21 protein-coding genes are annotated in these 25,147 nt (G+C 60.3%); 18 read left to right on the forward strand and 3 right to left on the reverse strand.

Annotation, left to right across the window (positions count from 1 at the left end):
- Positions 1–215: 215 nt before the first annotated feature.
- The gene (locus tag K0H48_RS05465; RefSeq protein ID WP_219266728.1) at positions 216–1,340 is read right to left on the reverse strand and encodes a polysaccharide deacetylase family protein; all 1,125 of its coding nucleotides are present in this window, start codon (positions 1,338–1,340) and stop codon (positions 216–218) included.
- Positions 1,341–1,460: 120 nt separating this feature from the next.
- Here K0H48_RS05465 and yaaA point away from each other — a divergent pair, with 120 nt between their 5' ends.
- The 16 genes from yaaA to K0H48_RS05545 all read left to right on the forward strand — a co-directional run bounded on the left by yaaA (position 1,461) and on the right by K0H48_RS05545 (position 21,628).
- Positions 1,461–2,240: a peroxide stress protein YaaA gene (yaaA, locus tag K0H48_RS05470; RefSeq protein ID WP_219266729.1), complete on the forward strand. Its 780-nt coding sequence runs from the start codon at positions 1,461–1,463 to the stop codon at positions 2,238–2,240.
- An 889-nt stretch (positions 2,241–3,129) separates the two neighbouring features.
- Positions 3,130–4,446 carry a nucleotide sugar dehydrogenase gene (locus K0H48_RS05475; RefSeq protein ID WP_219266730.1) on the forward strand — a complete coding sequence of 439 codons (1,317 nt, stop codon included), beginning with the start codon at positions 3,130–3,132 and terminating at the stop codon, positions 4,444–4,446.
- 83 nt (positions 4,447–4,529) lie between these two features.
- Positions 4,530–6,011, forward strand: coding sequence for a mannuronan synthase (gene alg8 / locus K0H48_RS05480; protein ID WP_219266731.1), 1,482 nt, complete (start codon positions 4,530–4,532; stop codon positions 6,009–6,011).
- Between the two features lie 36 nt (positions 6,012–6,047).
- A complete protein-coding gene (locus tag K0H48_RS05485; protein WP_065912574.1) occupies positions 6,048–7,214 on the forward strand; it encodes an alginate biosynthesis protein Alg44 in 1,167 nt (388 codons plus the stop codon).
- Positions 7,215–7,223: 9 nt separating this feature from the next.
- The gene (gene algK, locus K0H48_RS05490; protein WP_257626851.1) at positions 7,224–8,762 is read left to right on the forward strand and encodes an alginate biosynthesis TPR repeat lipoprotein AlgK; all 1,539 of its coding nucleotides are present in this window, start codon (positions 7,224–7,226) and stop codon (positions 8,760–8,762) included.
- Positions 8,759–10,246, forward strand: coding sequence for an alginate export family protein (locus K0H48_RS05495; RefSeq protein WP_219266732.1), 1,488 nt, complete (start codon positions 8,759–8,761; stop codon positions 10,244–10,246). The genes algK and K0H48_RS05495 overlap by 4 nt, the downstream gene beginning before the upstream one ends.
- Positions 10,246–11,814, forward strand: a complete 1,569-nt coding sequence (algG, locus tag K0H48_RS05500; protein WP_219266733.1) for a mannuronan 5-epimerase AlgG — start codon at positions 10,246–10,248, stop codon at positions 11,812–11,814. The genes K0H48_RS05495 and algG overlap by 1 nt, the downstream gene beginning before the upstream one ends.
- A gap of 11 nt (positions 11,815–11,825) precedes the next feature.
- Positions 11,826–13,274: an alginate O-acetyltransferase gene (locus K0H48_RS05505; protein WP_219266734.1), complete on the forward strand. Its 1,449-nt coding sequence runs from the start codon at positions 11,826–11,828 to the stop codon at positions 13,272–13,274.
- 8 nt (positions 13,275–13,282) lie between these two features.
- Positions 13,283–14,392 carry a mannuronate-specific alginate lyase gene (locus K0H48_RS05510; protein WP_219266735.1) on the forward strand — a complete coding sequence of 370 codons (1,110 nt, stop codon included), beginning with the start codon at positions 13,283–13,285 and terminating at the stop codon, positions 14,390–14,392.
- A 193-nt stretch (positions 14,393–14,585) separates the two neighbouring features.
- Positions 14,586–16,118 carry an MBOAT family protein gene (locus K0H48_RS05515; RefSeq protein WP_219266736.1) on the forward strand — a complete coding sequence of 511 codons (1,533 nt, stop codon included), beginning with the start codon at positions 14,586–14,588 and terminating at the stop codon, positions 16,116–16,118.
- A gap of 11 nt (positions 16,119–16,129) precedes the next feature.
- The gene (locus K0H48_RS05520) at positions 16,130–17,305 is read left to right on the forward strand and encodes an alginate O-acetyltransferase (RefSeq protein ID WP_219266737.1); all 1,176 of its coding nucleotides are present in this window, start codon (positions 16,130–16,132) and stop codon (positions 17,303–17,305) included.
- Between the two features lie 16 nt (positions 17,306–17,321).
- A complete protein-coding gene (locus K0H48_RS05525; protein ID WP_219266738.1) occupies positions 17,322–17,978 on the forward strand; it encodes an alginate O-acetyltransferase AlgF in 657 nt (218 codons plus the stop codon).
- Between the two features lie 149 nt (positions 17,979–18,127).
- The gene (locus K0H48_RS05530) at positions 18,128–19,579 is read left to right on the forward strand and encodes a mannose-1-phosphate guanylyltransferase/mannose-6-phosphate isomerase (protein ID WP_219266739.1); all 1,452 of its coding nucleotides are present in this window, start codon (positions 18,128–18,130) and stop codon (positions 19,577–19,579) included.
- 320 nt (positions 19,580–19,899) lie between these two features.
- On the forward strand, positions 19,900–20,175 hold the full coding sequence (locus K0H48_RS05535) for a DUF3077 domain-containing protein (protein ID WP_219266740.1): 276 nt from the start codon (positions 19,900–19,902) through the stop codon (positions 20,173–20,175).
- A gap of 161 nt (positions 20,176–20,336) precedes the next feature.
- Positions 20,337–20,801, forward strand: a complete 465-nt coding sequence (locus K0H48_RS05540) for a multidrug transporter (RefSeq protein WP_069786112.1) — start codon at positions 20,337–20,339, stop codon at positions 20,799–20,801.
- 14 nt (positions 20,802–20,815) lie between these two features.
- Complete coding sequence (locus K0H48_RS05545) at positions 20,816–21,628, forward strand: SDR family oxidoreductase (protein WP_219266741.1); 813 nt, start codon at positions 20,816–20,818, stop codon at positions 21,626–21,628.
- On the opposite strand, the gene K0H48_RS05550 is transcribed toward K0H48_RS05545, so the two are convergent.
- Positions 21,625–22,482, reverse strand: coding sequence for a LysR family transcriptional regulator (locus K0H48_RS05550; protein WP_219266742.1), 858 nt, complete (start codon positions 22,480–22,482; stop codon positions 21,625–21,627). The genes K0H48_RS05545 and K0H48_RS05550 overlap by 4 nt on opposite strands.
- Before the next feature lie 111 nt (positions 22,483–22,593).
- Here K0H48_RS05550 and K0H48_RS05555 point away from each other — a divergent pair, with 111 nt between their 5' ends.
- Positions 22,594–23,778, forward strand: a complete 1,185-nt coding sequence (locus tag K0H48_RS05555) for an MFS transporter (RefSeq protein WP_219266743.1) — start codon at positions 22,594–22,596, stop codon at positions 23,776–23,778.
- A complete protein-coding gene (locus tag K0H48_RS05560) occupies positions 23,775–24,176 on the forward strand; it encodes a hypothetical protein (protein ID WP_016974215.1) in 402 nt (133 codons plus the stop codon). Before K0H48_RS05555 ends, K0H48_RS05560 begins: the two co-directional genes overlap by 4 nt.
- A gap of 104 nt (positions 24,177–24,280) precedes the next feature.
- On the opposite strand, the gene K0H48_RS05565 is transcribed toward K0H48_RS05560, so the two are convergent.
- A complete protein-coding gene (locus K0H48_RS05565; protein ID WP_219266744.1) occupies positions 24,281–25,141 on the reverse strand; it encodes an HlyD family secretion protein in 861 nt (286 codons plus the stop codon).
- Positions 25,142–25,147: the final 6 nt, after the last annotated feature.

Here is a 25,147-nt window from a genome sequence, read left to right on the forward strand (position 1 = left end):
CACCTGTGTTGCAGGGTTCGGCGATCTGACTTCGTAATACCGCAAAACCCATGACAGGAAAAAGCACTTTGACGCTTTTTTGAAGTTTATTTTTCAGGATGACGAATAGCACTAGCCGAGTGCCAGTGACCCCGTTAAAGTCGGAAGTCCGCCTGCATCGAAATGTCGCACAAAATCACCCCTGAAATCCCCCATCCCCAACAGGGCCAGGCACTTCAGCGAAACGCCTCCCGGCAGTCCTGCCAACCCAAGCCACTTTGCGCCGTTGCCTGCAATAACAGTGGCAATGCCACCCGCGCCTTGTCCTGGGTGTCGTGAAATACAATCACGCCTTTGCGCCACAGCAGCATCAGCGTCAGCACCCGTTGCGCCGACTCATCGGCCTTGAGTTTGCCCGGTTCGTCCTGGGAGTCGATGTCCCACAACGCCACCTGCAAACCCTGGGATTGAAAAAAGCCCTGGCTGTCGGCACGGCGCTGGCCATAGGGCGGGCGAAACAGCGGCACATAGTTTTCCGGCATCAGGTTCTGCACCAACGCAGCGCTGCGGGTAATTGAGCTTTGCCAGTCGACCCAATGGCTGTGGGAGCGGTATTGCCAACCCTGGTTGCCCACACACTGGCCTTGGTACAACGCCTGCACGTCATTGGCAGAACTGCGCTCCACACGGGTTTGCAGGCTGCTGCCAAGGGCGAAGAATGTGGCGTTCATTTTTTGCTTGCGCAGGTAGTCGGTGAGCCAGTCGGTGTTGCCGCTGACCGGCGCCGGGCCGCCGTCGAAGGTCAGCAGGAACAGGCGGTCGTTGAACTCATCGCCATTGCGTTCGTGGTCACCAAAGCGCAGCACCTCACTGCTGATCTGCGGGAACAGCGCGGCTTTGCGCAGCAACTCGTCCAGGTAGCGCTCATGGAAATTATGGCTGGGCCCGGCCCAGCCTATATAGAAGGAGTTATCGCTGACCTGAAACTTGCCGGCCTGCTCGCGCAAGTCGTCCATGTTTTCCACCAGGTAGCAGAACGAGGCGTCCTCTTCGCAGCTTTGCTGGGCGGCCGTGTAGTTTTCCAGCAAGCGCTGCCAGAGCTGGCGGCGCAGGTCGTCGATGGCGGCCAGGTTGATGATCTTCAAGCCCAGGCGCTGCTTCAGGGCAATTTCGTCCTGGGCTTCGCTGGCCAGCAAGCCATGGGCGAACATCAGGATCTCGGCGCGTGAGGCGACATCGAACAGTGCCGGGCTGCTGAGCTTCTCGGGCCAGATGGTGCGGTCCAGGCTGGCGACATCCACCGGCGCGGCATTGGCGTTCAGACACAACAGGCAAGCTGATAATAAAAGCGCAATTCGCACCTAGGGTCTCCCTCTCCAGAGTTACCGCCCATCATAGCGGATCGTGCCTATCGCCATCATAGGTGGAGTCAAACCACTCAACCCCCTAGAATCCCTGCCACGATTACAGGAGCCAACTTCATGCTGATGGTGATTTCCCCCGCCAAAACCCTCGACTTCGAGTCAAAGCCGGCAACCCCGCGCTTCACCCAGCCGCAATACCTCGACCACTCCCAGGAGCTGATCGAACAATTGCGCGAACTGAGCCCGGCGCAAATCAGCGAGTTGATGCACGTCTCCGACAAAATCGGTGGCCTCAATGCCGCCCGTTTCGGCAGTTGGACCCCGGCCTTCACGCCGGCCAATGCCAAGCAGGCGCTGCTGGCGTTCAAGGGCGACGTCTACACCGGCCTGAATGCCGAAACCTTCAGCGATGCCGATTTCAGCTACGCCCAGGACCACCTGCGCATGCTCTCGGGCCTCTACGGCCTGCTGCGTCCGCTGGACCTGATGATGCCGTACCGCCTGGAGATGGGCACCAAACTGCCCAACGCTCGCGGCAAGGACCTCTATGCCTTCTGGGGCACGCGCATCAGCGAATGGTTGAATGAAACGCTGGCCGAACAAGGCGACGACGTGCTGCTCAACCTGGCCTCCAACGAGTACTTCTCGGCGGTCAAGCGCACGGCCCTGAACGCACGCATCATCAACACCGAGTTCAAGGACCTGAAGAACGGCCAGTACAAGATCATCAGCTTCTACGCCAAAAAGGCGCGGGGCATGATGAGCCGTTTTGTGATTGAAGAGCGCATCAATGATCCTGCCAAGCTCAAAGCGTTTGATGTGCAGGGTTATCGCTTTAATGCGGAGCAGTCCAAGCCGGATAATTTGGTGTTCCTGCGCGATCACGCACCGGAATAGGGCCCTGATACGTCTTCACCGACACTAAAGATCCAATGTGGGAGCGGGCTTGCTCGCGAATGCGGTCTGTCAGTAACAGATACTCTGACTGATACACCGCATTCGCGAGCAAGCCCGCTCCCACATTTTTGTCTGCATTTCACGCCCCGAATCGTCATTTATTTGGCGCCAATAAATCATCAAGCAAATTCCTAACGAATCTTTCACTCGACATTCGTCATTTTTTTTCGTAGTGGCACCACTTTTTTCAAACACTAGTGGCACAAAACTATCCCCTCTCTTCAACTCCCCATAACCACTCGCCCAAATAGCAAGTGCTATCAATATAGTACCAGTGCCATCTTTTCTAATATTTCAAGAAATTTCCGAAAACAGGATGAGCGGCCAGGAACTTCACCCTGAAGCACCGCTCATACCACCGGTAACGAAATTCTCTGTTGCTGTAAGAGATGACTTACATGACCAACCCACGGAAGTAGCAAAGTTGTCATATTTCAACTTTGACTCAGGAGTCATATTGCCAATTGATTAGTTGATAGCGGCGACAAGGATGAATTGCCACACACTATAAGGCAAAGGCCAAGCTTCCCCTAATGGGTCAGTGAGACAACCCAAGGCATTGATATTTAAAGGCTATCAGCCTCTATCAAGGCCCTGCGGCACTGACGCCAGGCCCTTCTCCCAGGAAGGCCGGCTGCATTTCAGGGCAAGCTCCAATAACAAGGCCACGTTGCGCACACCTTGGGTGCACTTATTAGTCACTCGTCATTAAACATGCCTGCACGCGGTAAGTCGGCGTCTATTCGCCTAACTTTCGCGGCATCAGTGACGCTTGCAAACATGAACTCCAGCCATCTAATGGCCTGTATTAAATAACGAGGTAATTGCGATGCGCATCAGCATATTTGGTTTGGGTTACGTTGGCGCAGTCTGTGCCGGTTGCCTGTCTGCCCGTGGCCACGAAGTGGTCGGCGTAGACATCTCCAAGGATAAGATCGACCTGATCAACGCGGGTAAATCGCCGATCGTTGAACCGGGTCTGGGCGAACTGTTGAGCCAAGGCATCGCAAACGGTCGACTGCGTGGTACCACCAACTTCGCCGATGCCATTCGTGACACCGACCTGTCGATGATTTGCGTGGGCACGCCGAGCAAGAAAAACGGCGACCTGGAGCTCAACTACATCGAAGCGGTATGCCGCGAGATCGGTTTTGTCCTGCGTGACAAAACCACCCGTCACACCATCGTGGTGCGCAGCACCGTACTGCCAGGCACCGTGGCCAATGTGGTGATCCCGATTCTGGAAGATTGCTCCGGCAAAAAAGCCGGTATCGACTTCGGCGTAGCAGTGAACCCTGAGTTCCTGCGTGAATCCACCGCCATCGCCGACTACGACTTGCCACCGATGACCGTCATCGGCGAATTCGACAAAGCCTCCGGCGATGTCCTGCAATCGCTGTACGAAGAGCTCGACGCGCCGATCATCCGCAAGGACATCGCCGTCGCCGAGATGATCAAGTACACCTGCAACGTGTGGCACGCCACCAAGGTCACCTTCGCTAACGAGATCGGCAACATTGCCAAGGCCGTCGGCGTCGATGGTCGTGAAGTGATGGAAGTGGTGTGCCAGGACAAGACCCTCAACCTGTCCCAGTACTACATGCGCCCAGGTTTCGCCTTTGGCGGTTCGTGCCTGCCCAAAGACGTGCGCGCCCTCACCTACCGCGCCAGCTCGCTGGACGTGGAAGCGCCGCTGCTCAACTCGCTGATGCGCAGCAACGAATCCCAGGTGCAGAATGCCTTCGATATCGTCGCCGGCCACGACAAACGCAAAGTCGCCCTGCTGGGCCTGAGCTTCAAGGCCGGCACCGACGACCTGCGCGAAAGCCCGCTGGTGGAACTCGCGGAAATGCTGATCGGCAAGGGCTTTGACCTCAGCATCTACGACAGCAACGTCGAATACGCCCGTGTCCACGGCGCGAACAAGGACTACATCGAAGGCAAGATCCCGCATGTGTCGTCGCTGCTCAACTCCGACTTCGACGACGTGATCAACAACTCCGACGTGATCATCCTCGGCAACCGTGACGAGAAATTCCGTGCCCTGGCGCACAACGCTCCCCACGGCAAACAGGTGATCGACTTGGTGGGCTTCATGTCCCAGGCCACCAGTGTCAGTGGCCGTACCGAAGGCATTTGCTGGTAACAGCGACGGCAAGTTTCGGGTTGCACGTGTCTTCATCCCCAGCGCGTGCAGCCTGAAGCCTCCTTCCCTTCCGGATGACGCTTATGTCCAAGTTAAAACATGTATTACTGCAATCGGCCGGCTGGCTGTTCTTCCTCAGCCTGCTGATGGGTCTCGCCCTGCTGTTGCCGGCGAGCACGTTCGACTCGCAGTCGAAGAATTTTATTTTCCTGATTGGCGCCGTCGGTATCTGGCGCTACTCGATGGGTGCTACGCATTTCTTTCGCGGCATGCTGTTCCTGTACGTGGTCTACCCGCACTTGCGCCGCAAGGTGCGCAAGCTGGGCAAGGCCGCCGACCCGTCCCATGTGTTCCTGATGGTCACCAGTTTTCGTATCGACGCGCTGACCACCGCGCAGGTCTACAGCTCGGTGATTCGCGAAGCCATCGACTGTGGTTTCCCCACCACCGTGGTGTGCTCGCTGGTGGAGATGTCCGATGAGCTGCTGGTGAAAAGCTTGTGGGAGCGCATGAACCCACCGGAACGCGTAAAGCTCGACTTCGTGCGCATCGCCGGCACCGGCAAACGCGACGGCCTGGCCTTTGGCTTCCGCGCCATCTCGCGCCACCTTCCGGATGACCGCGCCGTGGTGGCCGTGATCGATGGCGACACCGTGCTCGCCGAAGGTGTAGTGCGCAAGACCGTGCCGTGGTTCCAGCTGTTCGGCAATGTCGGTGGCCTGACCACCAACGAATTCTGTGAAGTGCGCGGCGGCTACATCATGAGCGAGTGGCACAAGCTGCGCTTCGCCCAGCGTCACATCAACATGTGCTCCATGGCCCTGTCCAAACGCGTGCTGACCATGACCGGGCGCATGTCCGTATTCCGTGCCAGCGTGGTCACCGACCCGGGCTTTATCGCCGACGTGGAAAGCGACTCGCTGCAACACTGGCGCCTGGGCCGCTTCAAGTTTTTGACCGGCGATGACAAGTCCAGCTGGTTCAGCCTGATGCGCCTGGGCTATGACACCTTCTACGTGCCGGACGCCGCGATCAATACGGTGGAACACCCGCCGGAAAAGAGCTTTATCAAGGCCAGCCGCAAGCTGATGTTCCGCTGGTACGGCAACAACCTGCGCCAGAACTCCCGCGCCCTCGGCCTGGGTGTTGGTCGCCTGGGCCTGTTCACCAGCGTGGTGCTGTTCGACCAACGTGTGTCGATGTGGACTTCCTTGCTCGGCCTGACCGTGGCGATCATCGCCACCTTCAAATACGGCGGCGCATTCATCCTCGCGTACCTGCTGTGGATCGGCATCACTCGCCTGATCCTGACCCTGCTGCTGTCGTGCTCCGGCCACAAGATCGGCCCGGCGTACCCGGTGATTCTCTATTACAACCAGATCATGGGCGCGCTGGTGAAGATCTACGTGTTCTTCCGCCTTGATCAACAGTCCTGGACCCGCCAGGACACCAAACTGACCCGCGATTTGGCCAGCTTTCAACGTTGGTTCAACACCTGGTCGTCTCGGACCATGACCTTCTCCGCCGGCAGCATTTTCGTCGCCGTGCTGCTGATGATGGTCTGACCCTGCCAAGCCTGAATTAACTAGGAAATCGAACATATGAACAGCCCAGTAAACGCCAACGTTGTCCACGAATCCGAAGCCCAGCGCCAACATGCCCGGGTCAAAATCCCGGCCAAACTGCGTTTTTTCAACACCGACCGCACCCAGACCGAAGCACGGGTGATCGACCTGTCCGCCGGTGGCCTGGCGTTCACCGCTACCCAGCCGCTGACCGTCGGTGAAGTGCATAAGGGCCGCCTGCAGTTTGTAATCGATAACCTCGGTCTGGCGATGGACGTGGAGCTGCAAATCCGCTCCTACGACCGCCAGAGCGGCCGCACCGGTTGCCAGTTCCAGAACCTCGACGCCCAGGATATTTCCACCTTGCGTCACTTGATCACCTCGCACCTGTCCGGCGATATAGTGACCATGGGCGACGTGCTGGCCACGCTGCAACGCGACAACTTCACCAAGGCGCGCAAGGTCAAGGACGGCGGCAGCGGCATGAGCGCTTTCGGTCGCCTGCGCGCCGTGGTGTTCAGCGCCGGGATCTTTATCGTCGGCCTCGCCGCGTTCGGTTTTGTGTTCAAGTCGGTGTACGGCATGTACTTCGTCAGCCACGCCCAGGCCGGCCTCGTCAGCGTGCCCGGCATGAACGTGACCATGCCGCGCGACGGCACCGTGCAAAGCCTGCTCAAAGGCGACGCGGTAGCGGCCAAAGGCGCGCCACTGGCGACGTTCAGCACCAGCATGCTCGATGTGCTCAAGGGCCATCTGGACGAAGACCAACTGCAACCAGCCAAGGTCGAAGAGCTGTTCGGCAAGCAAATGACCGGCACCCTCACCTCGCCGTGCGATTGCGTGGTCGCCCAGCAATTGGTCGCCGACGGCCAGTACGCCAGCAAGGGCGATGTGATCTTCCAGCTGGTGCCACGCGGCAGCCAGGCCAATGTGGAAGCGCGCTTTACCTATCGCCAGTTCGGTGACGTACGCCCAGGTACACAGGTGAGCTTCCAGGTAGCCGACGAAGAACAGCTGCGCACCGGCACCATCGTCAGCAGCACCAGCCTGAACAGCGCCGACTTGTCCTCCGACATTCGCGTGCAGATCAAGCCGGACGCGCCGCTGGACAGCACCTATGCCGGGCGCCCGGTGGAAGTCACCAGCGACCGTGGCCCTTCGCTGAACTGGCTGATCGATAAAGCCATGGCCCACGGTCTGTAAGCGGAGGACATGCCTGTGATGACTCTCTCAAATACACCGCTGCCCCTGTGGGAATGCTCTTCTGTGGGAGCCGGGCTTGCCCGCGATGGCGGCGGCGAATCCACCACTGCCATCGCAGCGGTGCGGCGTCCCGACAAGCCAGCTCCCACACAGAGCAGATTTCACTCAGCCTCTGCATTCTGCGCACTGGCATTGGCGGTCTCTCTGGCCGGTTGCGCCGGCCTGCCCGACCAACGCCTGGCCAACGAAGCGTTGAAGCGTGGCGACACCGTCACCGCCCAACAGAACTACCAGCAGTTGGCAGACCTGGGTTACAGCGAAGCCCAAGTCGGCCTGGCTGACATCCAGGTGACCACCCGTGACCCCGAGCAAATCCGCCAGGCCGAGGCTACTTATCGCGCGGCGGCCGACACCTCGCCGCGTGCCCAGGCACGCCTCGGTCGCCTGCTGGTAGCCAAACCCGGCGCCACCGAAGCCGAACAACACGAAGCCGAAGGCCTGTTGAAAAAAGCCTTTGCCAATGGCGAAGGCAACACCCTGATCCCGCTGGCGATGCTGTACCTGCAATACCCGCACAGCTTCCCCAACGTGAATGCCCAGCAACAGATCAGCAAATGGCAGGCAGCCGGTTACCCGGAAGCGGGTTTGGCCCAGGTGCTGCTGTATCGCACCCAGGACACCTACGACCAGCATCTGGATGATGTGGAGCGCATCTGCAAGGCGGCGCTGAACACCACCGATATCTGCTACGTCGAACTGGCCACGGTCTACCAGAAAAAAGCCGCGCCGGAGAAACAGGCCGAGCTGCTCAAGCAGATGGAAGCCGGCTACGCCCGTGGCACCGTCACCGCCCAACGGGTCGACAGCGTAGCCCGCGTATTGGGTGATGCGACCCTCGGCCAGCCGGACGAAAAAACCGCCCAGGCGCTGCTGGAAAAAATCGCTCCCGGCTACCCGGCCTCCTGGGTCAGCCTGGCGCAACTGCTGTACGACTTCCCCGAACTGGGCGACGTCGACCAGATGATGAAGTACCTGGACAACGGCCGCGCCGCCGACCAGCCGCGCGCCGAGCTGTTGCTGGGCAAGCTCTACTACGAAGGCAAGTGGGTGCCGGCCGATGCCAAGGCCGCCGAGGCACATTTCGAAAAAGCCGTGGGCCGTGAAGTCGCCGCCGATTACTACCTCGGCCAGATCTATCGCCGTGGCTACCTGGGCAAGGTCTACTCGCAAAAAGCCCTCGACCACTTGCTGACCGCTGCACGCAACGGCCAGAACAGCGCCGACTTCGCCATCGCGCAATTGTTTTCCCAAGGCAAGGGCACCAAGCCCGACCCATTGAACGCCTATGTCTTCAGCCAACTGGCCAAAGCCCAGGACACGCCAGAGGCCAATGATCTGGCCACGCAGCTCGAAGCCCCGTTGACGCCTGAGCAACGCGCCGAAGGCCAACGCCTGGTGCAACAGGAGCTGGCTGCACGCGGCACCCTGGCCCAGAGCACGCTGCAACTGCACGCCCTGCAAGAAGAAGACGGCGAGGAATCCCTATGAAGCTCAACCCATTCGTCAAGGCCGGTATCGGCCTGACCTTTGCCCTGCTGTGGTCGTGCCCGACCCTGGCCGCGCTCACCGAAGCCAAGAACTTCGGCCTGGAAGTCAAAGCCACCGCACAGTCCGAAGATGACCGCGACCTTGGCACGCAAAAAGGTGGCGATGTGAACGGCATCGGCCTCGACCTGCGCCCGTGGGTCTACGGCGAAAGCGGCGCGTGGAGCGCCTACGCCATGGGCCAGGCCGTGACCTCCAGCGACATCATCGAGACCGACACCCTGCAACAGTCGGCCGACGACACCACCGAACAATCGAGCAACGACGACCGCAAGGCCAAGAAAAACTACCTGGCCCTGCGCGAGTTCTGGGTCGGCTACAGCGGTTTTACGCCCTACCCCGGCGAGATTCTCAAATTCGGTCGCCAGCGCCTGCGCAATGACGACGGCCAATGGCGCGACACCAATATCGAAGCGCTGAACTGGACCTTCGACACCACCTTGCTCAAGGCCAATGTCGGCGCCGCCGAACGCTTCAGCGAATACCGCACCGACCTCAAGGAACTGTCGCCCAAGGACAAGGACCGTCAGCATTTCTATGCCGACGCCGCCTACCAGTGGACGCCGGGCCAGTGGATCGGCCTGCGCGGTCACCACACTCATGACGACGGCAAGCTCGACTACACAGAACCGGGCGTGGCCAGCGACCCACTGGACAAACGCGAAAACGGCGACCTGACCTGGCTCGGCATCGAAGCCAACAGCGATGCCTACAACTGGCGCAACACCAATACCGTCAACTACTGGGCCAGCGTCACCGGTATGAAAGGCAACCGCGACACGGTCAATGCCCTCAACGCCGACGGCACCCGCCCAACCCAGGCCAAGCGCAGCGACGACGTGAATGGCTGGGCCACCGACATTGGCGTGCGCCTGCGCCTCGACCCGCAGTGGCAAGTCGGTGCGGCTTATTCCCGTGCCAGCGCCGAATACGAGCAGAACGGCCTGCAAAGCAACCGTTCGAACTGGACCGGCACCCAGTCCCGTGTGCATCGCTTTGGCGAGGCGTTTCGCGGTGAGATGAACAACATGCAGTCCATGAGCCTGTTCGGTTCCTGGCAGTTGCGCGAGGACTACGACGCCAGCCTGGTCTATCACAAGTTCTGGCGCGTCGACGGCAACAAGCCGGTGGGCAGCAACGGCATCGATGCGGTGCAGAACAACACCGACGACGTGACCGGCGCGATCCTGTCCAGTACCTCGTTACCGCTGGAAGACGGCAAGAAAGACCTGGGGCAGGAGATGGACCTGGTGGTCACCAAGTACTTCAAGAAAGGCCTGCTGCCGGCCGCGCTCAGCCAGTCGATCGACGAGCCGTCGGCGCTGGTGCGCTTTCGTGCAGGCGTGTTCAAGCCGGGCGATGCCTATGGCAGCCAGGTCGACTCGTACATGCACCGCGCGTTTGTCGACGTGATCTGGAAATTCTGATGGGAGCCTGCGCAATGAATGCTCAAAGCCTACTCGTCGCGGCAATGCTGATGGCCAGCGCCACAGCCTTTGCCGATACGGCGGCCAAGGCGCCGACCATCGCCAAGGAACTGCAACAGGCCAAGACTTACACCATTTCCAGCCCGCCCACCGCGCCGCTGGAACTGCCCAAGCCTGCGTTGCCCGACCTGACTGGCTACACCGCTGCGGCGATGGAAAAGAAGATCGTGCGCAGCAAACCGGGCAAAGTCAGCGTTCGCCGCATGATGCAGGAAGACGCGCTCAAGGACTTTATCGGCGGTGACAACAAGATGGCCGAATGGGTGGTGCGCCAGCACGGCATTCCCCAGGCGATCTTTGTCGACGACGGCTACATGAACCTCAAGGACCTGCTCGGCAAAGTGCCCAAGCAGTACCTCAGCGAAACCTCGCCGGGTGTGTTTTTGGCCAAGCTGCCGATTGTGGTCGGGCGCAAGGGCATCCTCGACATCGACAAGAAGACCCAGGAGCTGCGCCTGTCCCAACAGGCGGGTTCGTTCCTGATCAACGACGGCCAGCTGTTTGTGCGTGACACCAAAATCACCGGCTGGGACGAAAAGGCCAACGGCCCGGCACTGTTCAAATCGCCCAAGGAATTCCGCCCGTTCCTGCTGGCCTGGGGCGGCACCGAGACCTACATCTCCAAGACCAAGATGGCCAGCTTCGGCTACGCCAACAGTAAGTCTTACGGGGTGAGTATTTCCCAGTACACGCCGAACATGGCCAAGGTACTCAAGCGTGCGGAACCGACCGGCTGGATCATCGACTCCGAGTTCTCGGACATGTGGTACGGCTTCTACTGCTACGAGACCACCGGCTTTGTGATCAAGGGCAACACCTACAAAGACAACATCGTCTACGGCATCGACCCGCACGACCGTTCCCACGGCCTGATCATTGCCGACAACACCGTCTACGGCACCAAGAAGAAGCACGGGATCATTATTTCCCGTGAGGTCAACGACAGCTTCATCTTCAACAACCGCAGCTACGACAACAAGCTCTCGGGCTTGGTGATCGACCGTAACAGCGTCAACAACCTGATCGCCGACAACGAGATCTACCGCAACCACACCGATGGCATCACCCTCTATGAGAGCGGCGACAACCTGTTGTGGGGCAACAAGGTCATCGCCAACCGTCGCCACGGCATCCGCGTGCGCAACAGCGTGAATATTCGCCTGTACGAAAACACCGCCATGGCCAACGGGCTGACCGGCGTGTACGGGCACATCAAGGACTTGACCGACACCGACCGCGACATCGCCCTCGACCCGTTTGACGCGAAAGTCTCGCTGATCGTGGTCGGCGGTGAGCTGGCCGGCAACGGCAGCGGGCCGCTGTCGATTGATTCGCCGTTGAGCATTGAGCTGTACCGCGTGTCGATGCTGGCGCCGACCAAATCCAGCGGCATCAGCTTTGCCGGTGTACTGGGCGATCGCCAGGAAGAAATTCTCGACCTGCTGGTGCGCCAGCAGAAAGCCGTGCTGATCGACCCTGTCGAACGCCAGACCCAAATGCTGGACTGAGGATGACCCTTATGCACCCACACATGATCAAACTGCTGAGCCTCTCGGGTCTGACCCTCGGCCTGCTGGCGGCCAGCCAAGGCGTGCGCGCCGACGAAAGCAAGGCACCGACCTTTACCGCCGAGCCGTGCTGCAGCCTGTGCCCGGCCGCCCATGACGCAAAGAACTACACCACGCGCTACCAGCAGAACTTCACCACCCTGGTGCAAGCCCAGGGCGACTGGCTGTTCCGTACCCAGGAAGACCTGCGCACCGAATTCGACACCAGCCCCGCCGGCTACAAACGCATGCAGCAATTGCACGATGCGTTCAAGGCCAAGGGCGTGGAGCTGGTGGTGGTGTACCAGCCGACCCGTGGCCTGGTGAACCGCAACAAGCTCAACCCCGAGGAAAAAGCCGCGTTTAATTTTGACAAGGCACTGGGCAACTACAAAACCATGCTCGGCCGTTTCGCCAAGATGGGTTATGTGGTGCCGGACCTGTCGCCGTTGACCAACGAGCAACTGCCGGATGAACTGCCGGCCCACGACTTCTACTTCCGTGGCGACCAGCACTGGACTCCATACGGCGCCCAGCGCACGGCAAAAATCGTCGGCGCCAAAGTGCGTGCCATGCCCGAGTTCGCCGATATTCCCAAGCGCGAGTTCGAGACCAAACGCTCCGGGCGCATGGGCAAGACCGGCACCCTGCACAACATGGCCGGGCAACTGTGCGGCACCAGCTACGCGATCCAGTACATGGACCAATTCACCACCGAGCCTAAAGGCGAAGCCGGTGACGGCGACCTGTTCGGCGATTCGGGTAACCCGCAAATCACCCTGGTGGGCACCAGCCACAGTGGCAAGAACTACAACTTCGCCGGCTTTCTGGAGCAGGAAATCGGTGCCGACATCCTCAACGTTGCCTTCCCCGGCGGCGGCCTGGAGGGCTCGATGATCCAGTACCTGGGCAGCGACGAGTTCCAGAAAACCCCGCCGAAAATCCTTATCTGGGAATTCTCGCCGCTGTACCGCCTCGACCAGGAAACCATCTACCGCCAGATGATGGCGCTGCTCGACAACGGCTGCGAAGGCAAGCCGGCGCAAATGAGCGCCAGCACCACGCTCAAACCCGGCAAGAACGAGTTGATGGTCAACAGCTCGAACAAGGACCTGCGCAACGCCAACCATCAGGTCGATATCCGCTTCGCCGACCCGTCGGTGAAAACCCTGCAAGCCACCCTCTGGTACATGAACGGGCGCCACGAGGACATCAAGATCGACAAACCCGAAACATCCGATACAGACGGGCGTTTCGCCTTTGAACTGCGCACCGATGAAGACTGGGCCTCGCAGAACTTGCTGGCCGTGGAAGTGCAAGGCCCCGAAGCGGGCACTGCCGCGCAGAAAGTCGAAGCGAAAATTTGCACACGCAACGTGTTCCCAAGCGGCGGTCAACAGACCGCCTCAACTGGGCAATGAGGTTACCTATGCAGAAGTTATTGATTCCCACGTTACTCGGCCTGGCGATGTTCGCCGGTTCGGTTAACGCCGCCGCGCCACTGCGTCCGCCCCAGGGCTATTTCGCCCCGGTGGAAGCGTTCAAGACCGGCGACTTCAAGAATGACTGCGACGCCATGCCGGCGCCGTACACCGGTTCGCTGCAATTTCGCAGCAAGTACGAAGGCTCGGACAAGGCCCGCGCTACCCTGAATGTGCAATCGGAAAAAGCCTTTCGTGACAGCACTGCCGACATCACCAAGCTGGAAAAAGACACCAGCAAACGCGTGATGCAGTTTATGCGCGACGGCCGCCCGGAGCAGCTGGAATGCACACTCAACTGGCTTACCAGCTGGGCCAAGGCAAATGCGTTGATGTCCAAGGACTTCAACCACACCGGCAAGTCGATGCGCAAATGGGCCTTGGGCAGCATGGCCTCGGCCTATGTGCGCCTGAAGTTCTCCGACTCGCACCCGCTGGCCAACCACCAGCAGGAATCGCAGTTGATCGAAGCCTGGTTCAACAAGCTCGCCGATCAAGTCGTCAGCGACTGGGACAACCTGCCGCTGGATAAAACCAACAACCACTCCTACTGGGCCGCCTGGTCGGTGATGGCAACTTCCATCGCCACCAACCGCCGCGACCTGTTTGATTGGGCCGTGAAGGAATACAAGGTCGGCGCCAATCAGGTGGATGCCCAGGGCTTCTTGCCCAACGAATTGAAGCGTCAGCAACGTGCCTTGGCGTACCACAACTACGCACTGCCGCCGCTGTCAATGATCGCCAGCTTTGCCCTGGTCAACGGTGTGGACCTGCGCCAGGAAAATAACGGCGCGCTCAAACGCCTGGGCGACAAGGTGCTGGCCGGGGTGAAAGACCCGGACATCTTCGAGCAGAAGAACGGCAAAGAGCAGGACATGAAAGACCTCAAGGAAGACATGAAATTTGCCTGGCTTGAGCCCTTCTGCACCCTCTACACCTGCGCCCCGGAGGTGATCGAGCGCAAGCACGGAATGCAGCCGTTCAAGACCTTCCGCCTCGGCGGTGACCTGACCAAGGTCTACGACCCGACGCACGAAAAAGGCAACAAAGGCAGCTGATACACAGCTGATCGTTCCCACGCTCCGCGTGGGAATGCAGCCAGGGACGCTCCGCGTCCCAAAAGCGGACGCAGAGCGTCCAGTGAGGCATTCCCACGCAGAGCGTGGGAACGATCACAACCTCCCGCGAAATCGTGGGGGGTTTGGGGGGGCCGTTGGCCCTTGACTGTTGGTTAAACATGGAGAGATCGGGATGGTTTTCTCGTCCAATGTGTTCCTGTTTTTGTTCTTGCCGATCTTTCTCGGCTTGTACTACTTGAGCGGGCAACGCTATCGCAATCTGCTGCTGCTGATTGCCAGCTACGTATTCTACGCCTGGTGGCGAGTGGACTTCCTGGCACTGTTCGCCGCCGTAACGCTGTGGAACTACTGGATCGGCCTCAAGGTCGGTGCGGCGGGCGTGCGCACCAAACCGGCCCAGCGCTGGCTATTGCTCGGCGTGGCTGTCGACCTGTGCATTCTCGGCTACTTCAAGTACGCCAACTTCGGCGTCGACAGCATCAATGTGATGATGAAGTCGGCGGGCCTGGAACCGTTTATCCTCACCCACGTGCTGTTGCCGATTGGTATCTCGTTCTACATCTTCGAGTCCATCAGCTACATCATCGACGTGTACCGTGGCGACACCCCGGCGACCCGCAACCTCATCGACTTTGCGGCGTTCGTGGCGATCTTCCCGCACCTGATTGCAGGTCCCGTGTTGCGCTTTCGCGACCTGGCCGACCAGTTCAACAACCGCACTCACACCCTCGACAAATTCTCCGAGGGCTGCACGCGGTTTATGCAGGGTTTCATCAAGAAGGTCTTCATCGCCGACACTCTGGCGGTGGTCGCCGACCACTGCTTCGCCCTGCAAAACCCGACCACGGGTGACGCCTGGCTCGGCGCGCTGGCCTACACCGCGCAGCTGTACTTTGACTTCTCCGGCTACAGCGACATGGCCATCGGCCTGGGCTTGATGATGGGTTTCCGCTTTATGGAAAACTTCAAGCAGCCGTACATCAGCCAGTCGATTACCGAGTTCTGGCGGCGCTGGCACATCAGCCTGTCGACCTGGCTGCGTGACTACCTGTACATCACCCTGGGCGGCAACCGTAAAGGCACGCTGACCACCTACCGCAACCTGTTCCTGACCATGCTGCTCGGCGGTCTGTGGCACGGTGCGAACATCACTTACATCGTGTGGGGCGCGTGGCACGGCATGTGGCTGGCGATTGAAAAAGCCATCGGCCTGAATACCGCGCCACGCAGTTTCAATCTGCTGCGCTGGGCCTTCACCTTCCTGCTGGTGGTCATGGGCTGGGTGATCTTCCGCGCCGAAAACCTGCACGTCGCCGGGCGTATGTACGGTGCGATGTTCAGCTTTGGCGAGTGGTCGCTGTCGGAACTCAACCGCGCCAGCCTCACCGGCCTGCAAGTGGCAACCCTGGTGGTGGCCTACGCAACATTGGCGTTCTTTGGCCTGCGCGACTTCTACACCAATCGCCCTGCCGAAAAAGCCAAACCCGCCGACCCGAGCCTGATCAAGGCAGTACCGGGCGACAACCCAGGCAGCATTCACCAGCCCGGTTTCAGCGTGGGCCAGGACGCCGCCGTGCAGCCGGCCTACTGGACCGCTGACTGGCCACGCTACGCCATGCGGGCCACGGTGCTGCTGCTGTTCGTGGCCTCGATTCTGAAACTGTCGGCGCAGAGTTTCTCGCCGTTCCTTTACTTCCAATTTTGAGGGAGCCGACCATGACCCGTTCATTTCGCGTCCTCTATATCACGCTGTTCCTGCTGGTGCTGCTGGCCCTGGGCGCCTGGTCGCTGCGCAGCTTCTTCGGCTTCAGCACCAACGCCGACGCCACCGTGCTCAACGGGCGCTGGACCAAGGCCGTCGAGACGCACTACGACGAGGAGTTCCCGATCAAGCGCCTGGGCACCAACCTCTGGGCGGCGCTGGACTACAAGCTGTTCAATGAAGGCCGCCCCGGCGTGGTGCTGGGCCGCGACCACTGGCTGTACAGCGACGAGGAATTCAACCCCATCGTCAACGAAGACCAGAACCTGCAAGGCAACTACGCGCTGGTCGAAGGCGTGCGCCAAAAACTCAAGGCCCAGGGCATCCAACTGGTGATGGCGATTGTGCCGGCCAAGGTGCGCCTGTACCCGGAACACGTGGGTGAAGTGAAACCAGCGAGCATCCACGCCAACCTGTACCAGGACTTCCACGCCCGTGTGGCGGCCGACAAGATCATCGCGCCCGACCTGCTTGGCCCGCTGCAACAGGCCAAGCTTGGCGGCACGCAAGTGTTCCTGCGCACCGACACCCACTGGACCCCGGACGGTGCGGAAATCGCTGCCAAACAGTTGGCCAAGACCATTGCCGACAAGACGCCACTGAGTGGCGAGCCGCAGCGTTTTGTCACGGAAGCCGAAAAAACCGAACCGCACAAAGGCGACCTGCGTCTATTCCTGCCGCTGGACCCGCTGTTTGAAAACCTGATGCCGCCTAAAGAGCCGCTGCAAAAACGCGTCACGCACCTGGCGGAAAACAAAGGCGACGACGCGCTGTTTGCCGACAGCGAAACCCCGGTGGCACTGGTGGGCACCAGCTACAGCGCCAACCCCAACTGGAACTTCGTCGGCGCCCTCAAGCAAGCCTTGCACAGCGACGTCATCAACTACTCCGAAGACGGCCACGGCCCGATCCTGCCGATGCTCAGCTACCTGAAAAGCGATGACTTCAAGAACAGCCCGCCACAGGTGCTGATCTGGGAGTTTCCTGAACGTTATCTGCCCGTTAACAACGAAATCGGTGATGCCGACCCGCAGTGGGTTGCGCAACTTAAACAAGCCGGTTCGCGCCAACAGAACATGGCAATCAACACCTTCAAAAAATCCGAGACGCCCGACCGGGCGCAAAACTGAAAGAGAGGTAACTCATATGACTTTCACTACAACTCCTCGTCGTCTCGCTAAAACCCTGGCCATCGCAGCGGGCATGAGCTTCGTATCTATGTCTGCCTTCGCCGGTGGCGACGCAGCCCTGTACGGCCCGACGGCGCCAAAAGGCTCCAGCTTCGTGCGGGTCTACAACGCCTCCAACCAGGAAGTCAGCGCCACTGTCGGCGCGACCAACCTGAGCGACGTCGCCCCGCTGGCCAGCAGTGACTTCAGCTTCATGCCGGGCGGCGACTACAGCGCCAAGGTCGGCAGCCAGACCGTACCGGTCAAGCTCGCCGCCGATCACTACTACACCCTCGTGAACAGTGGCAGCGGCCAGCCACAGCTGATCGAAGAGCCGCCGTTCAAGAACAGGCAGAAATCCCTGGTGCGCGTGCAGAACCTCAGCGACAAGGCCCTGACCCTGAAAACCGCCGATGGCAAGACCGACGTGGTCAAGTCGGTGGCTGCCAAGGGCCGTGGCGAGCGTGAGATCAACCCGGTGAAAGTGAGCCTGGCGTTGTATGACGGTGACAAGAAAGTCGGCGATGTGAAGCCGGTGGCTTTGGAACGTGGTGAAGCGGCGGTGCTGTACGTGACCGGCTCGGGTTCGAGCATTTCGCCAGTGTGGGTCAAGCGCCCCGTGTCGACCCGCTGATTAGCTTTTCAATTTGACGCTCCCCCTGTGGGAGCGGGCTTGCTCGCGAATGCGGTGGTTCAGTAACAGGTGTGCTGACTGATACACCGCTTTCGGGAGCAAGCCCCCTCCCACAGGCTCTGACCCAATCGATTCAAGGAGAAACACCCATGATCCCAGTAATCCTTTCCGGTGGTAGCGGCTCACGTCTTTGGCCGCTTTCCCGCAAACAGTTCCCCAAGCAATTCCTGGCCCTGACCGGCGAGCACACACTGTTCCAGCAAACCCTGGAGCGCCTGGTGTTCGAAGGCATGGACGCCCCGATCGTGGTCTGCAACAAGGACCACCGTTTTATCGTCAACGAGCAACTGAACACCCGTAACCTGGAGTGCCAGCGCATCCTGATGGAACCGTTCGGCCGCAACACCGCGCCGGCCGTGGCGCTGACCGCAATGATGCTGGTCAACGAAGGTCGCGATGAGCTGATGCTGGTGCTGCCCGCCGACCACGTGATCGACGATCAGAAAGCCCTGCAACGCGCCCTCGCCCTAGCCACCGTGGCCGCCGAGCGCGGCGAGATGGTGCTGTTCGGCGTGCCGGCAACCCGCCCGGAAACCGGTTACGGCTACATCAAGTCCAGCAACGATTCGCTGCTGCCCGAAGGCGTCAGCCGCGTGCAACAGTTCGTGGAAAAACCCGATGAAAAACGCGCCGTCGAGTTCGTTAAAAGCGGCGGCTACTTCTGGAACAGCGGCATGTTCCTGTTCCGCGCCAGCCGCTTCCTCGAAGAGCTGAAAAAACACGACCCGGACATCTACGACACCTGTGTGCTGACCCTGGAACGCAGCGAGCAGGATGCCGACACCGTGACCTTCGACGAAGCCACTTTCGCCTGCTGCCCGGACAATTCCATCGACTACGCCGTGATGGAAAAAACCCAGCGCGCCTGCGTGGTGCCGCTGAGCGCCGGCTGGAGCGACGTGGGTTGCTGGGCCTCGTTGTGGGCGGTCAATGACAAAGACGTCAACGGCAACGTGAGCAAAGGCGACGTGGTGATCCAGGACAGCCGCAACTGCATGATCCACGGCAACGGTAAGCTGGTGTCGGTGATTGGCCTGGACAATATCGTGGTGGTGGAAACCAAGGACGCGATGATGATTGCCCACAAGGACAAGGTCCAGGGCGTCAAGCAGATGGTCAGCACCCTCAACGACCAGGGCCGCAGCGAAACCCAGAACCATTGTGAAGTCTATCGCCCGTGGGGTTCCTACGACTCGGTGGACATGGGCGGGCGCTTCCAGGTCAAGCACATCTCGGTCAAGCCGGGCGCGTGCCTGTCGCTGCAGATGCACCACCACCGCGCCGAACACTGGATCGTGGTGAGCGGCACGGCGGAAGTCACCTGTGACGAGAACGTGTTCCTGCTCTGCGAGAACCAGTCCACCTACATCCCGATCGCCTCGGTGCACCGCCTGCGCAACCCGGGCAAGATCCCGCTGGAGATTATCGAAGTGCAATCGGGCAGCTACCTGGGCGAGGACGATATCGAACGCTTCGAAGACATCTACGGGCGCTCGACGCCGGTTGAGCGTGGCGTGTCGGTGAAAACTATCGCGCAGTAACACGGTCGTACAAAAAGCCCCCACCCAGCCCGCTGCGTCCCCTATCCGCAGTGGGCTGGGTGGGAGCTGATCGTTCCCACGCTCCGCGTGGGAATGCCGCCTGGGACGCTCCGCGTCCCGATTCACATCCGGTGCATGGGTGACGCAGAGCGTCACGGGATGCATTCCCACGCAGAGCGTGGGAACGATCGACAAAGCACCCCGCCAGCATTGACCCCTGCCCCCATCCTGCCTATCCTCGCGCCTGTCACGACTCATTCGTGATGAGGTTTGACGGCCTCGCGAACTCATAGGATCCCATTTTCATCAGGAGATCCATCATGTCCAAACAAACCACCCGCCCCACCCCCTTCGGCCCCAGCGACCGCAGTGAAGAACCTCTTTTTTGCGTACAATCCGGCATTCCCATCGAACATGCACTCGAACATGCCAGCTATGTTTTAGGCACCGCGCGCGTGCTCACCCTGGCAGCTCAAGACTTGTGCACCGAACACCAGAGCTACCTGAACTGGGCCAGCCTGCAATTGGCTGAAACCGGCTTGGCCTTGGTTGAGGCTTCCATCGAGGGCTTGCAGGCAGACTCTTCTGCTCGGTAAGTAAGTCTTCGCAGGCAAGCCAGCTCCCACAGGAGAATGCATTCCAACTGTGGGAGCTGGCTTGCCTGCGATGGCGCCCGCCCAATCAACACTTATCTCAAGCTACCCAATCCCACCTACGCTTAAGTTAGGATGCTCGTTCCCTATTCGAGGTGGTCTCCATGTTCTTCGGCGTTCTCCTGATCATCACCTGGCTGATCCTGCTGCTGCGCTATCCCGCCAAGGCTCTGCCGGTATCGCTGGCCGCCGCCGTCGGCCTGGGTTTCGTCGCCATCTGGGTAGTGTGGCTGGACAGCCGCGAAGCCTCGCAACTGGCGCGTCTGGAACTGCGCATCAGCTACGCGCCGCAGGAGTGCCCGGCCGACCGCCCATTGAAACTGGTGCTGATCAACGGCAACGACGTGCCGCTCACCGAATTGCGCTGGCGCCTCGCAGCCTATGCGCCGGGCGACACGGTGAACCTGGCCGATAACGTTTATGCTGCCCCGCGCTATCGTGGCCCTGGCGAGTTACAGGCCGGCGCCACCTGGGACGACTGTTTGCCCACGCCGCCCCTACGCCCCGGCTACCGCCCGCAAACCCTGGAATTTCGCGCCGAGCATCTGCAAGGCAGTTTCTCGGACTGACAAAGGATTGATCCATGCCCAACGTACTTATCACCGGTTGTTCCAGTGGCATTGGCCGCGCCCTCGCTGACGCCTTCAAATCCGCCGGCTTTGACGTGTGGGCCAGCGCCCGCCGCGAAGCAGACGTCGCCGCACTTGCCGCTGCCGGCTTCAATGCCGTGCTACTGGACGTCAACGACAGCGCGGCCTTGCAGCGCCTGGCCGAACAACTCGGTGAATTGGATGTGTTGATCAACAACGCCGGCTACGGCGCCATGGGCCCGCTGCTCGATGGAGGCACCGAAGCCATGCAGCGCCAGTTCGAGACCAACGTGTTTTCCATCGTCGGCGTCACCCAGGCGCTGTTCCCCGCGCTGCGGCGCAGTAAAGGTCTGGTGGTGGATATCGGCAGCGTTTCGGGTGTACTGGTCACGCCGTTTGCCGGTGCCTACTGCGCATCGAAGGCGGCGGTGCATGCCTTGAGCGATGCCTTGCGCATGGAACTGGCACCCTTTGGTATTCGCGTGTTGGAAGTGCAGCCGGGAGCCATCGACACGAGTTTCGCCAAAAACGCTGGCGCCCAGGCTGAACTGTTGATCAACGAAAAATCGCCATGGTGGCCGTTGCGCGAAGGTATTCGCGCGCGCTCCCAAGCCTCGCAGGGCAACCCGACTTCGGCCGAGCATTTTGCAGCTCAAGTACTTAAGGCTGTGCAACACCCAACACCGCCAAGGATGTTGCGTGCGGGCAATGGCAGCCGAGCGTTGCCGTTGATGGCGGCGTTGTTGCCAAAAGGATTGTTGGAGAAAGTCCTGAAGAAGCGCTTTGGACTCTCGGGCTCACTCTAGCCCTTCATAAAATCAATAAACGCCCGCACCTTCAGCGGCAAATGCCGCGTATCCGGGTACATAGCGTAAATCCCTTGCGGGGCAAAGTGATGGTCCGCCAATAACCGCACCAACCGCCCTGCCTCCAGATCACCCTGCACCAGCCATTGCGGAAGCACCGCCACACCATGCCCACGCACGGCGAAGGCCTGGAGAACGGAGGCGCTGTCGGCCACCAGCGCAGCAGGGCCGGAACGGTATTGATGCTCGCCGCCGGCCGGGTCGGTCAGGCTCAGCTCCGTCAGGCGGCCATGGCCCAATTTGGGCACGCGCTCCAACGCATCCAGGGTTTGCACCTTGGCAAACTCAGGTGCGGCTACGGCAAACACCTCATAGGTCGACAGCTGCACCGCCCGGTGATTGGAGTCGAGCAGTCGCCCCAACCGAATCGCCACATCAAAGCGCTCGGAGATCAAGTCGGCATGGGTGGAGGATGTGGATAAGTGAATGTTCAAGTCCGGGTGCAGGCGCCGAAAAGCCTCCACCGCAGGGGCAACAACTGCCAACGCGTATTCCACCGTGGTGGTGATGCGTAAGGTGCCTTTGAGTTGCGCATGTTCAGAACGGGCTTCCTCCACCGCCAGCCGGGCTTCTTCGAGCATGCGCGTGCAACGCAGGTAAAAGCGCTCACCGGCATCCGTCAGCGCCAACTGGCGGGTGTTGCGGGTTAACAGGGTCACGCCCAGTTCTGCCTCAAGGCGCTTGAGGTTGAAGCTGACCACGGCGCGGGTCTGGCCCAGCCGATTGGCGGCGGCGGTGAGCGAGCCGGCCTCGACCACGGCTTTGAAGGTGTCGAATCGGTCCAGGCTGACCATAAGCCTCGCGCTCCTTTGTCAAAATATTTTTGACAAACTAACAGCCAAACCGGCGTATCCCAAACCCTGCATCACGCCTACCCTGCCCGCTTCACTCGCAGGATCGCGTTTATGACCTACCGCTCGAAAGTCGCCTGGATCTTTCTACTGGGTTTTGCCCTGGACCTGGTGAACATGTTTGTCGCCACCATCGCCTACCCGGATATCGCCCTGGAACTGCGCGCCTCGGTGACGCAACTGGCCTGGGTCAGCAACGCCTACATGCTCGGGTTGACTGTGATCATTCCCTTCAGTGTGTGGCTGGCAGCCCTGTTGGGCGAACGCAACCTGATTGCCACGAGCCTGTTGCTGTTCGCTGGGGCCTCGGTGATGGTTGGCCAGGCCGGCTCGATTGAAGCGCTGATCGGTTGGCGTTTGCTGCAAGGCTTGGGCGGCGGCTTGCTGATTCCGGTGGGGCAGGCATTGGCGTATCGACATTTCCCACCTGCAGAACGCAGCTCACTGACGGCACGCGTCATGTCGGTGGCCCTGCTGGTGCCGGCGTTGTCTCCAGCGTTGGGTGGCGTGATTGTCGACAGCGTCTCGTGGCGCTGGCTCTTCTACGCCAACCTGCCGCTGGCGTTGATCACCTTGCTGCTGGCAGTGCTGTGGATAAAACCCGACGTGCCCGCAACGGTGCGCCCGGCACTGGATGTGGGGAGTATCTTCAAGCAAATCCGCAGCCCGATGCTGCGCGTGGCGATGCTGGTCTACCTGTGCATCCCTGGCGTATTTATCGGCACCAGCCTGATCGCCATCCTTTATCTGCGCGGCCTCGGCTATGACGCCACACAGACCGGCGCGCTGATGCTGCCGTGGGCAATGGCATCGGCACTGGCGATTTACCTGAGTAAAAAACTGTTCAACCGTTACGGTCCAAAACCGTTGCTGCTGGCGGGCATGGCTTTGCAATGCATTGGCATCCTGCTGTTGAACCAGCCAACCTGGGTGATTCCCGCCTACGGGTTGATGGGCTTGGGCGGCAGCCTGTGCAGCAGCACCGCACAGACGCTGGCGTTTCTCGACTTTGGCGCCGAGCGCATGGGCCACGCCAGCGCCCTGTGGAACATCAACCGGCAAGTGAGTTTTTGCCTCGGCGCGGCGCTGCTCAGCGCGCTGTTGTCGGCCTTGGATTCCTTCGCCGCAACCTTCACGATAGCTGCAGCCCTGACACTGCTGCCCCTTTTCGCGGTGCTGCGCCTGGATGCGTCCAGGGTACAGACACTGCTTCACCCTGCCAGCGAGCCACAAGCATGATTGATTACAGCGATTTTTTTGAAGAAGTGATCCAGACCCACGTCGAGATCGAACAATGGTTTGCCGGGGTTGCGCCTGAAGGCACGTTGCAGAACTTGCTCGCGCGCTTTTCGCCTGAGTTCAGCATGGTTGCGCCTGCCACCGGTGCACGGGTCAATGCGGCCGGTGTGAATGCGCTGTTCACCCGCTTGGGCGGCATGCGCCCAGGGCTGAAGATCACCCTGAGCGAAATGACCGGGATTGACCGGCATGCGCGCGGCGCCACGGTGACTTATCGCGAACACCAGATTGATGACAGCGGCACGCAGACCGATCGGCGCGCAACCGTGGTGTTCGAGAAGCAGGCGAGTGGCGCGCTGTTGTGGCGGCATTTGCATGAAACCTTCATCAAGGCATAACACGTTCAAAAACTGTGGGAGCTGGCTTGCCTGCGATAGCGGTGGGTCAGCTGCACATCCTTCAACTGACCGTGCGCTATCGCAGGCAAGCCAGCTCCCACAGTTTAATTTTGTGCTGGGTTGACGATGACGGTGCAAGTGATGCCCGCCGCCAACAACACCCCGTCCGGCACCTCATCAATATGAATCCGCACCGGCACCCGCTGGGCCAGGCGCACCCAGTTAAAGGTCGGGTTCACATCGGCGATCAGCTCACGGCTCTCGGGGTTGTCGCGGTCGTAGATACCCCGCGAGATGCTTTCCACGTGGCCCTTTAAGGTCTCGCCGCTCATCAGTTGCATATCGGCTTTGTCGCCGACTTTGACGTGCGGCAGCTTGGTCTCCTCGAAGAAGCCGTAGACCCAGAACGAGTTCATGTCCACCACGGCCATTTTCGCCTCGCCAATGCGCGCGTAGTCGCCGCGATGCACATTGAGGTTGGTGACATAGCCGTCCACTGCCGCCACCACGTGCGTGCGTTTCAAATTAAGCTCGGCGGCTTCCAGTTGCGCCAGCGCGTGCTGGTAATCGGCCAGGGCCGAGTCGGCGATGTTGCTGGCGTCGTCGCGGTTTTCCTTGGAGATCACCAGGGCGTCGAGGTCGGCGCGGCGATGGGCGTTGACCTTGCGCATCTCCCAAGTGGCTTTGCGCGAAGCCACCAGCGACTGCGCCTGCTTGACCGCAATGCGGTAGTGCTCAGGGTCGATCTGCATCAGCAGGTCGCCCTTTTTCACCAACTGGTTATCACGCACCGGCACGTCGACCACTTCACCGGTGACGTCCGCCGCCACATTGATAATGTCGGCGCGCACGCGGCCATCGCGGGTCCAGGGCGTTTGCATGTAATGCACCCACAGCGTGCGGCCAATCCAGATCGCCAAAGCCAGTACCAGCAAGGTCGCGAGCAGGCTGAAAAACTTTTTCATCGGGGC

Origin of the sequence: Pseudomonas sp. Xaverov 259 (assembly GCF_019352915.1) — a bacterium.
Lineage (GTDB): Bacteria > Pseudomonadota > Gammaproteobacteria > Pseudomonadales > Pseudomonadaceae > Aquipseudomonas.

Bases quoted from the DNA above. Each gene is read 5' to 3' on its own strand.
- algG (WP_219266733.1), top strand. From the start codon at position 10,246: ATGGGAGCCTGCGCAATGAATGCTCAAAGCCTACTCGTCGCGGCAATG.
- K0H48_RS05565 (WP_219266744.1), bottom strand. From the start codon at position 25,141: ATGAAAAAGTTTTTCAGCCTGCTCGCGACCTTGCTGGTACTGGCTTTG.
- K0H48_RS05555 (WP_219266743.1), top strand. From the start codon at position 22,594: ATGACCTACCGCTCGAAAGTCGCCTGGATCTTTCTACTGGGTTTTGCC.
- yaaA (WP_219266729.1), top strand. From the start codon at position 1,461: ATGCTGATGGTGATTTCCCCCGCCAAAACCCTCGACTTCGAGTCAAAG.
- K0H48_RS05540 (WP_069786112.1), top strand. From the start codon at position 20,337: ATGTTCTTCGGCGTTCTCCTGATCATCACCTGGCTGATCCTGCTGCTG.
- K0H48_RS05515 (WP_219266736.1), top strand. From the start codon at position 14,586: ATGGTTTTCTCGTCCAATGTGTTCCTGTTTTTGTTCTTGCCGATCTTT.
- K0H48_RS05495 (WP_219266732.1), top strand. From the start codon at position 8,759: ATGAAGCTCAACCCATTCGTCAAGGCCGGTATCGGCCTGACCTTTGCC.
- K0H48_RS05530 (WP_219266739.1), top strand. From the start codon at position 18,128: ATGATCCCAGTAATCCTTTCCGGTGGTAGCGGCTCACGTCTTTGGCCG.
- K0H48_RS05525 (WP_219266738.1), top strand. From the start codon at position 17,322: ATGACTTTCACTACAACTCCTCGTCGTCTCGCTAAAACCCTGGCCATC.
- K0H48_RS05510 (WP_219266735.1), top strand. From the start codon at position 13,283: ATGCAGAAGTTATTGATTCCCACGTTACTCGGCCTGGCGATGTTCGCC.
- K0H48_RS05485 (WP_065912574.1), top strand. From the start codon at position 6,048: ATGAACAGCCCAGTAAACGCCAACGTTGTCCACGAATCCGAAGCCCAG.
- K0H48_RS05545 (WP_219266741.1), top strand. From the start codon at position 20,816: ATGCCCAACGTACTTATCACCGGTTGTTCCAGTGGCATTGGCCGCGCC.
- alg8 (WP_219266731.1), top strand. From the start codon at position 4,530: ATGTCCAAGTTAAAACATGTATTACTGCAATCGGCCGGCTGGCTGTTC.
- K0H48_RS05475 (WP_219266730.1), top strand. From the start codon at position 3,130: ATGCGCATCAGCATATTTGGTTTGGGTTACGTTGGCGCAGTCTGTGCC.
- K0H48_RS05550 (WP_219266742.1), bottom strand. From the start codon at position 22,482: ATGGTCAGCCTGGACCGATTCGACACCTTCAAAGCCGTGGTCGAGGCC.
- K0H48_RS05505 (WP_219266734.1), top strand. From the start codon at position 11,826: ATGCACCCACACATGATCAAACTGCTGAGCCTCTCGGGTCTGACCCTC.
- algK (WP_257626851.1), top strand. From the start codon at position 7,224: ATGCCTGTGATGACTCTCTCAAATACACCGCTGCCCCTGTGGGAATGC.
- K0H48_RS05535 (WP_219266740.1), top strand. From the start codon at position 19,900: ATGTCCAAACAAACCACCCGCCCCACCCCCTTCGGCCCCAGCGACCGC.
- K0H48_RS05560 (WP_016974215.1), top strand. From the start codon at position 23,775: ATGATTGATTACAGCGATTTTTTTGAAGAAGTGATCCAGACCCACGTC.
- K0H48_RS05520 (WP_219266737.1), top strand. From the start codon at position 16,130: ATGACCCGTTCATTTCGCGTCCTCTATATCACGCTGTTCCTGCTGGTG.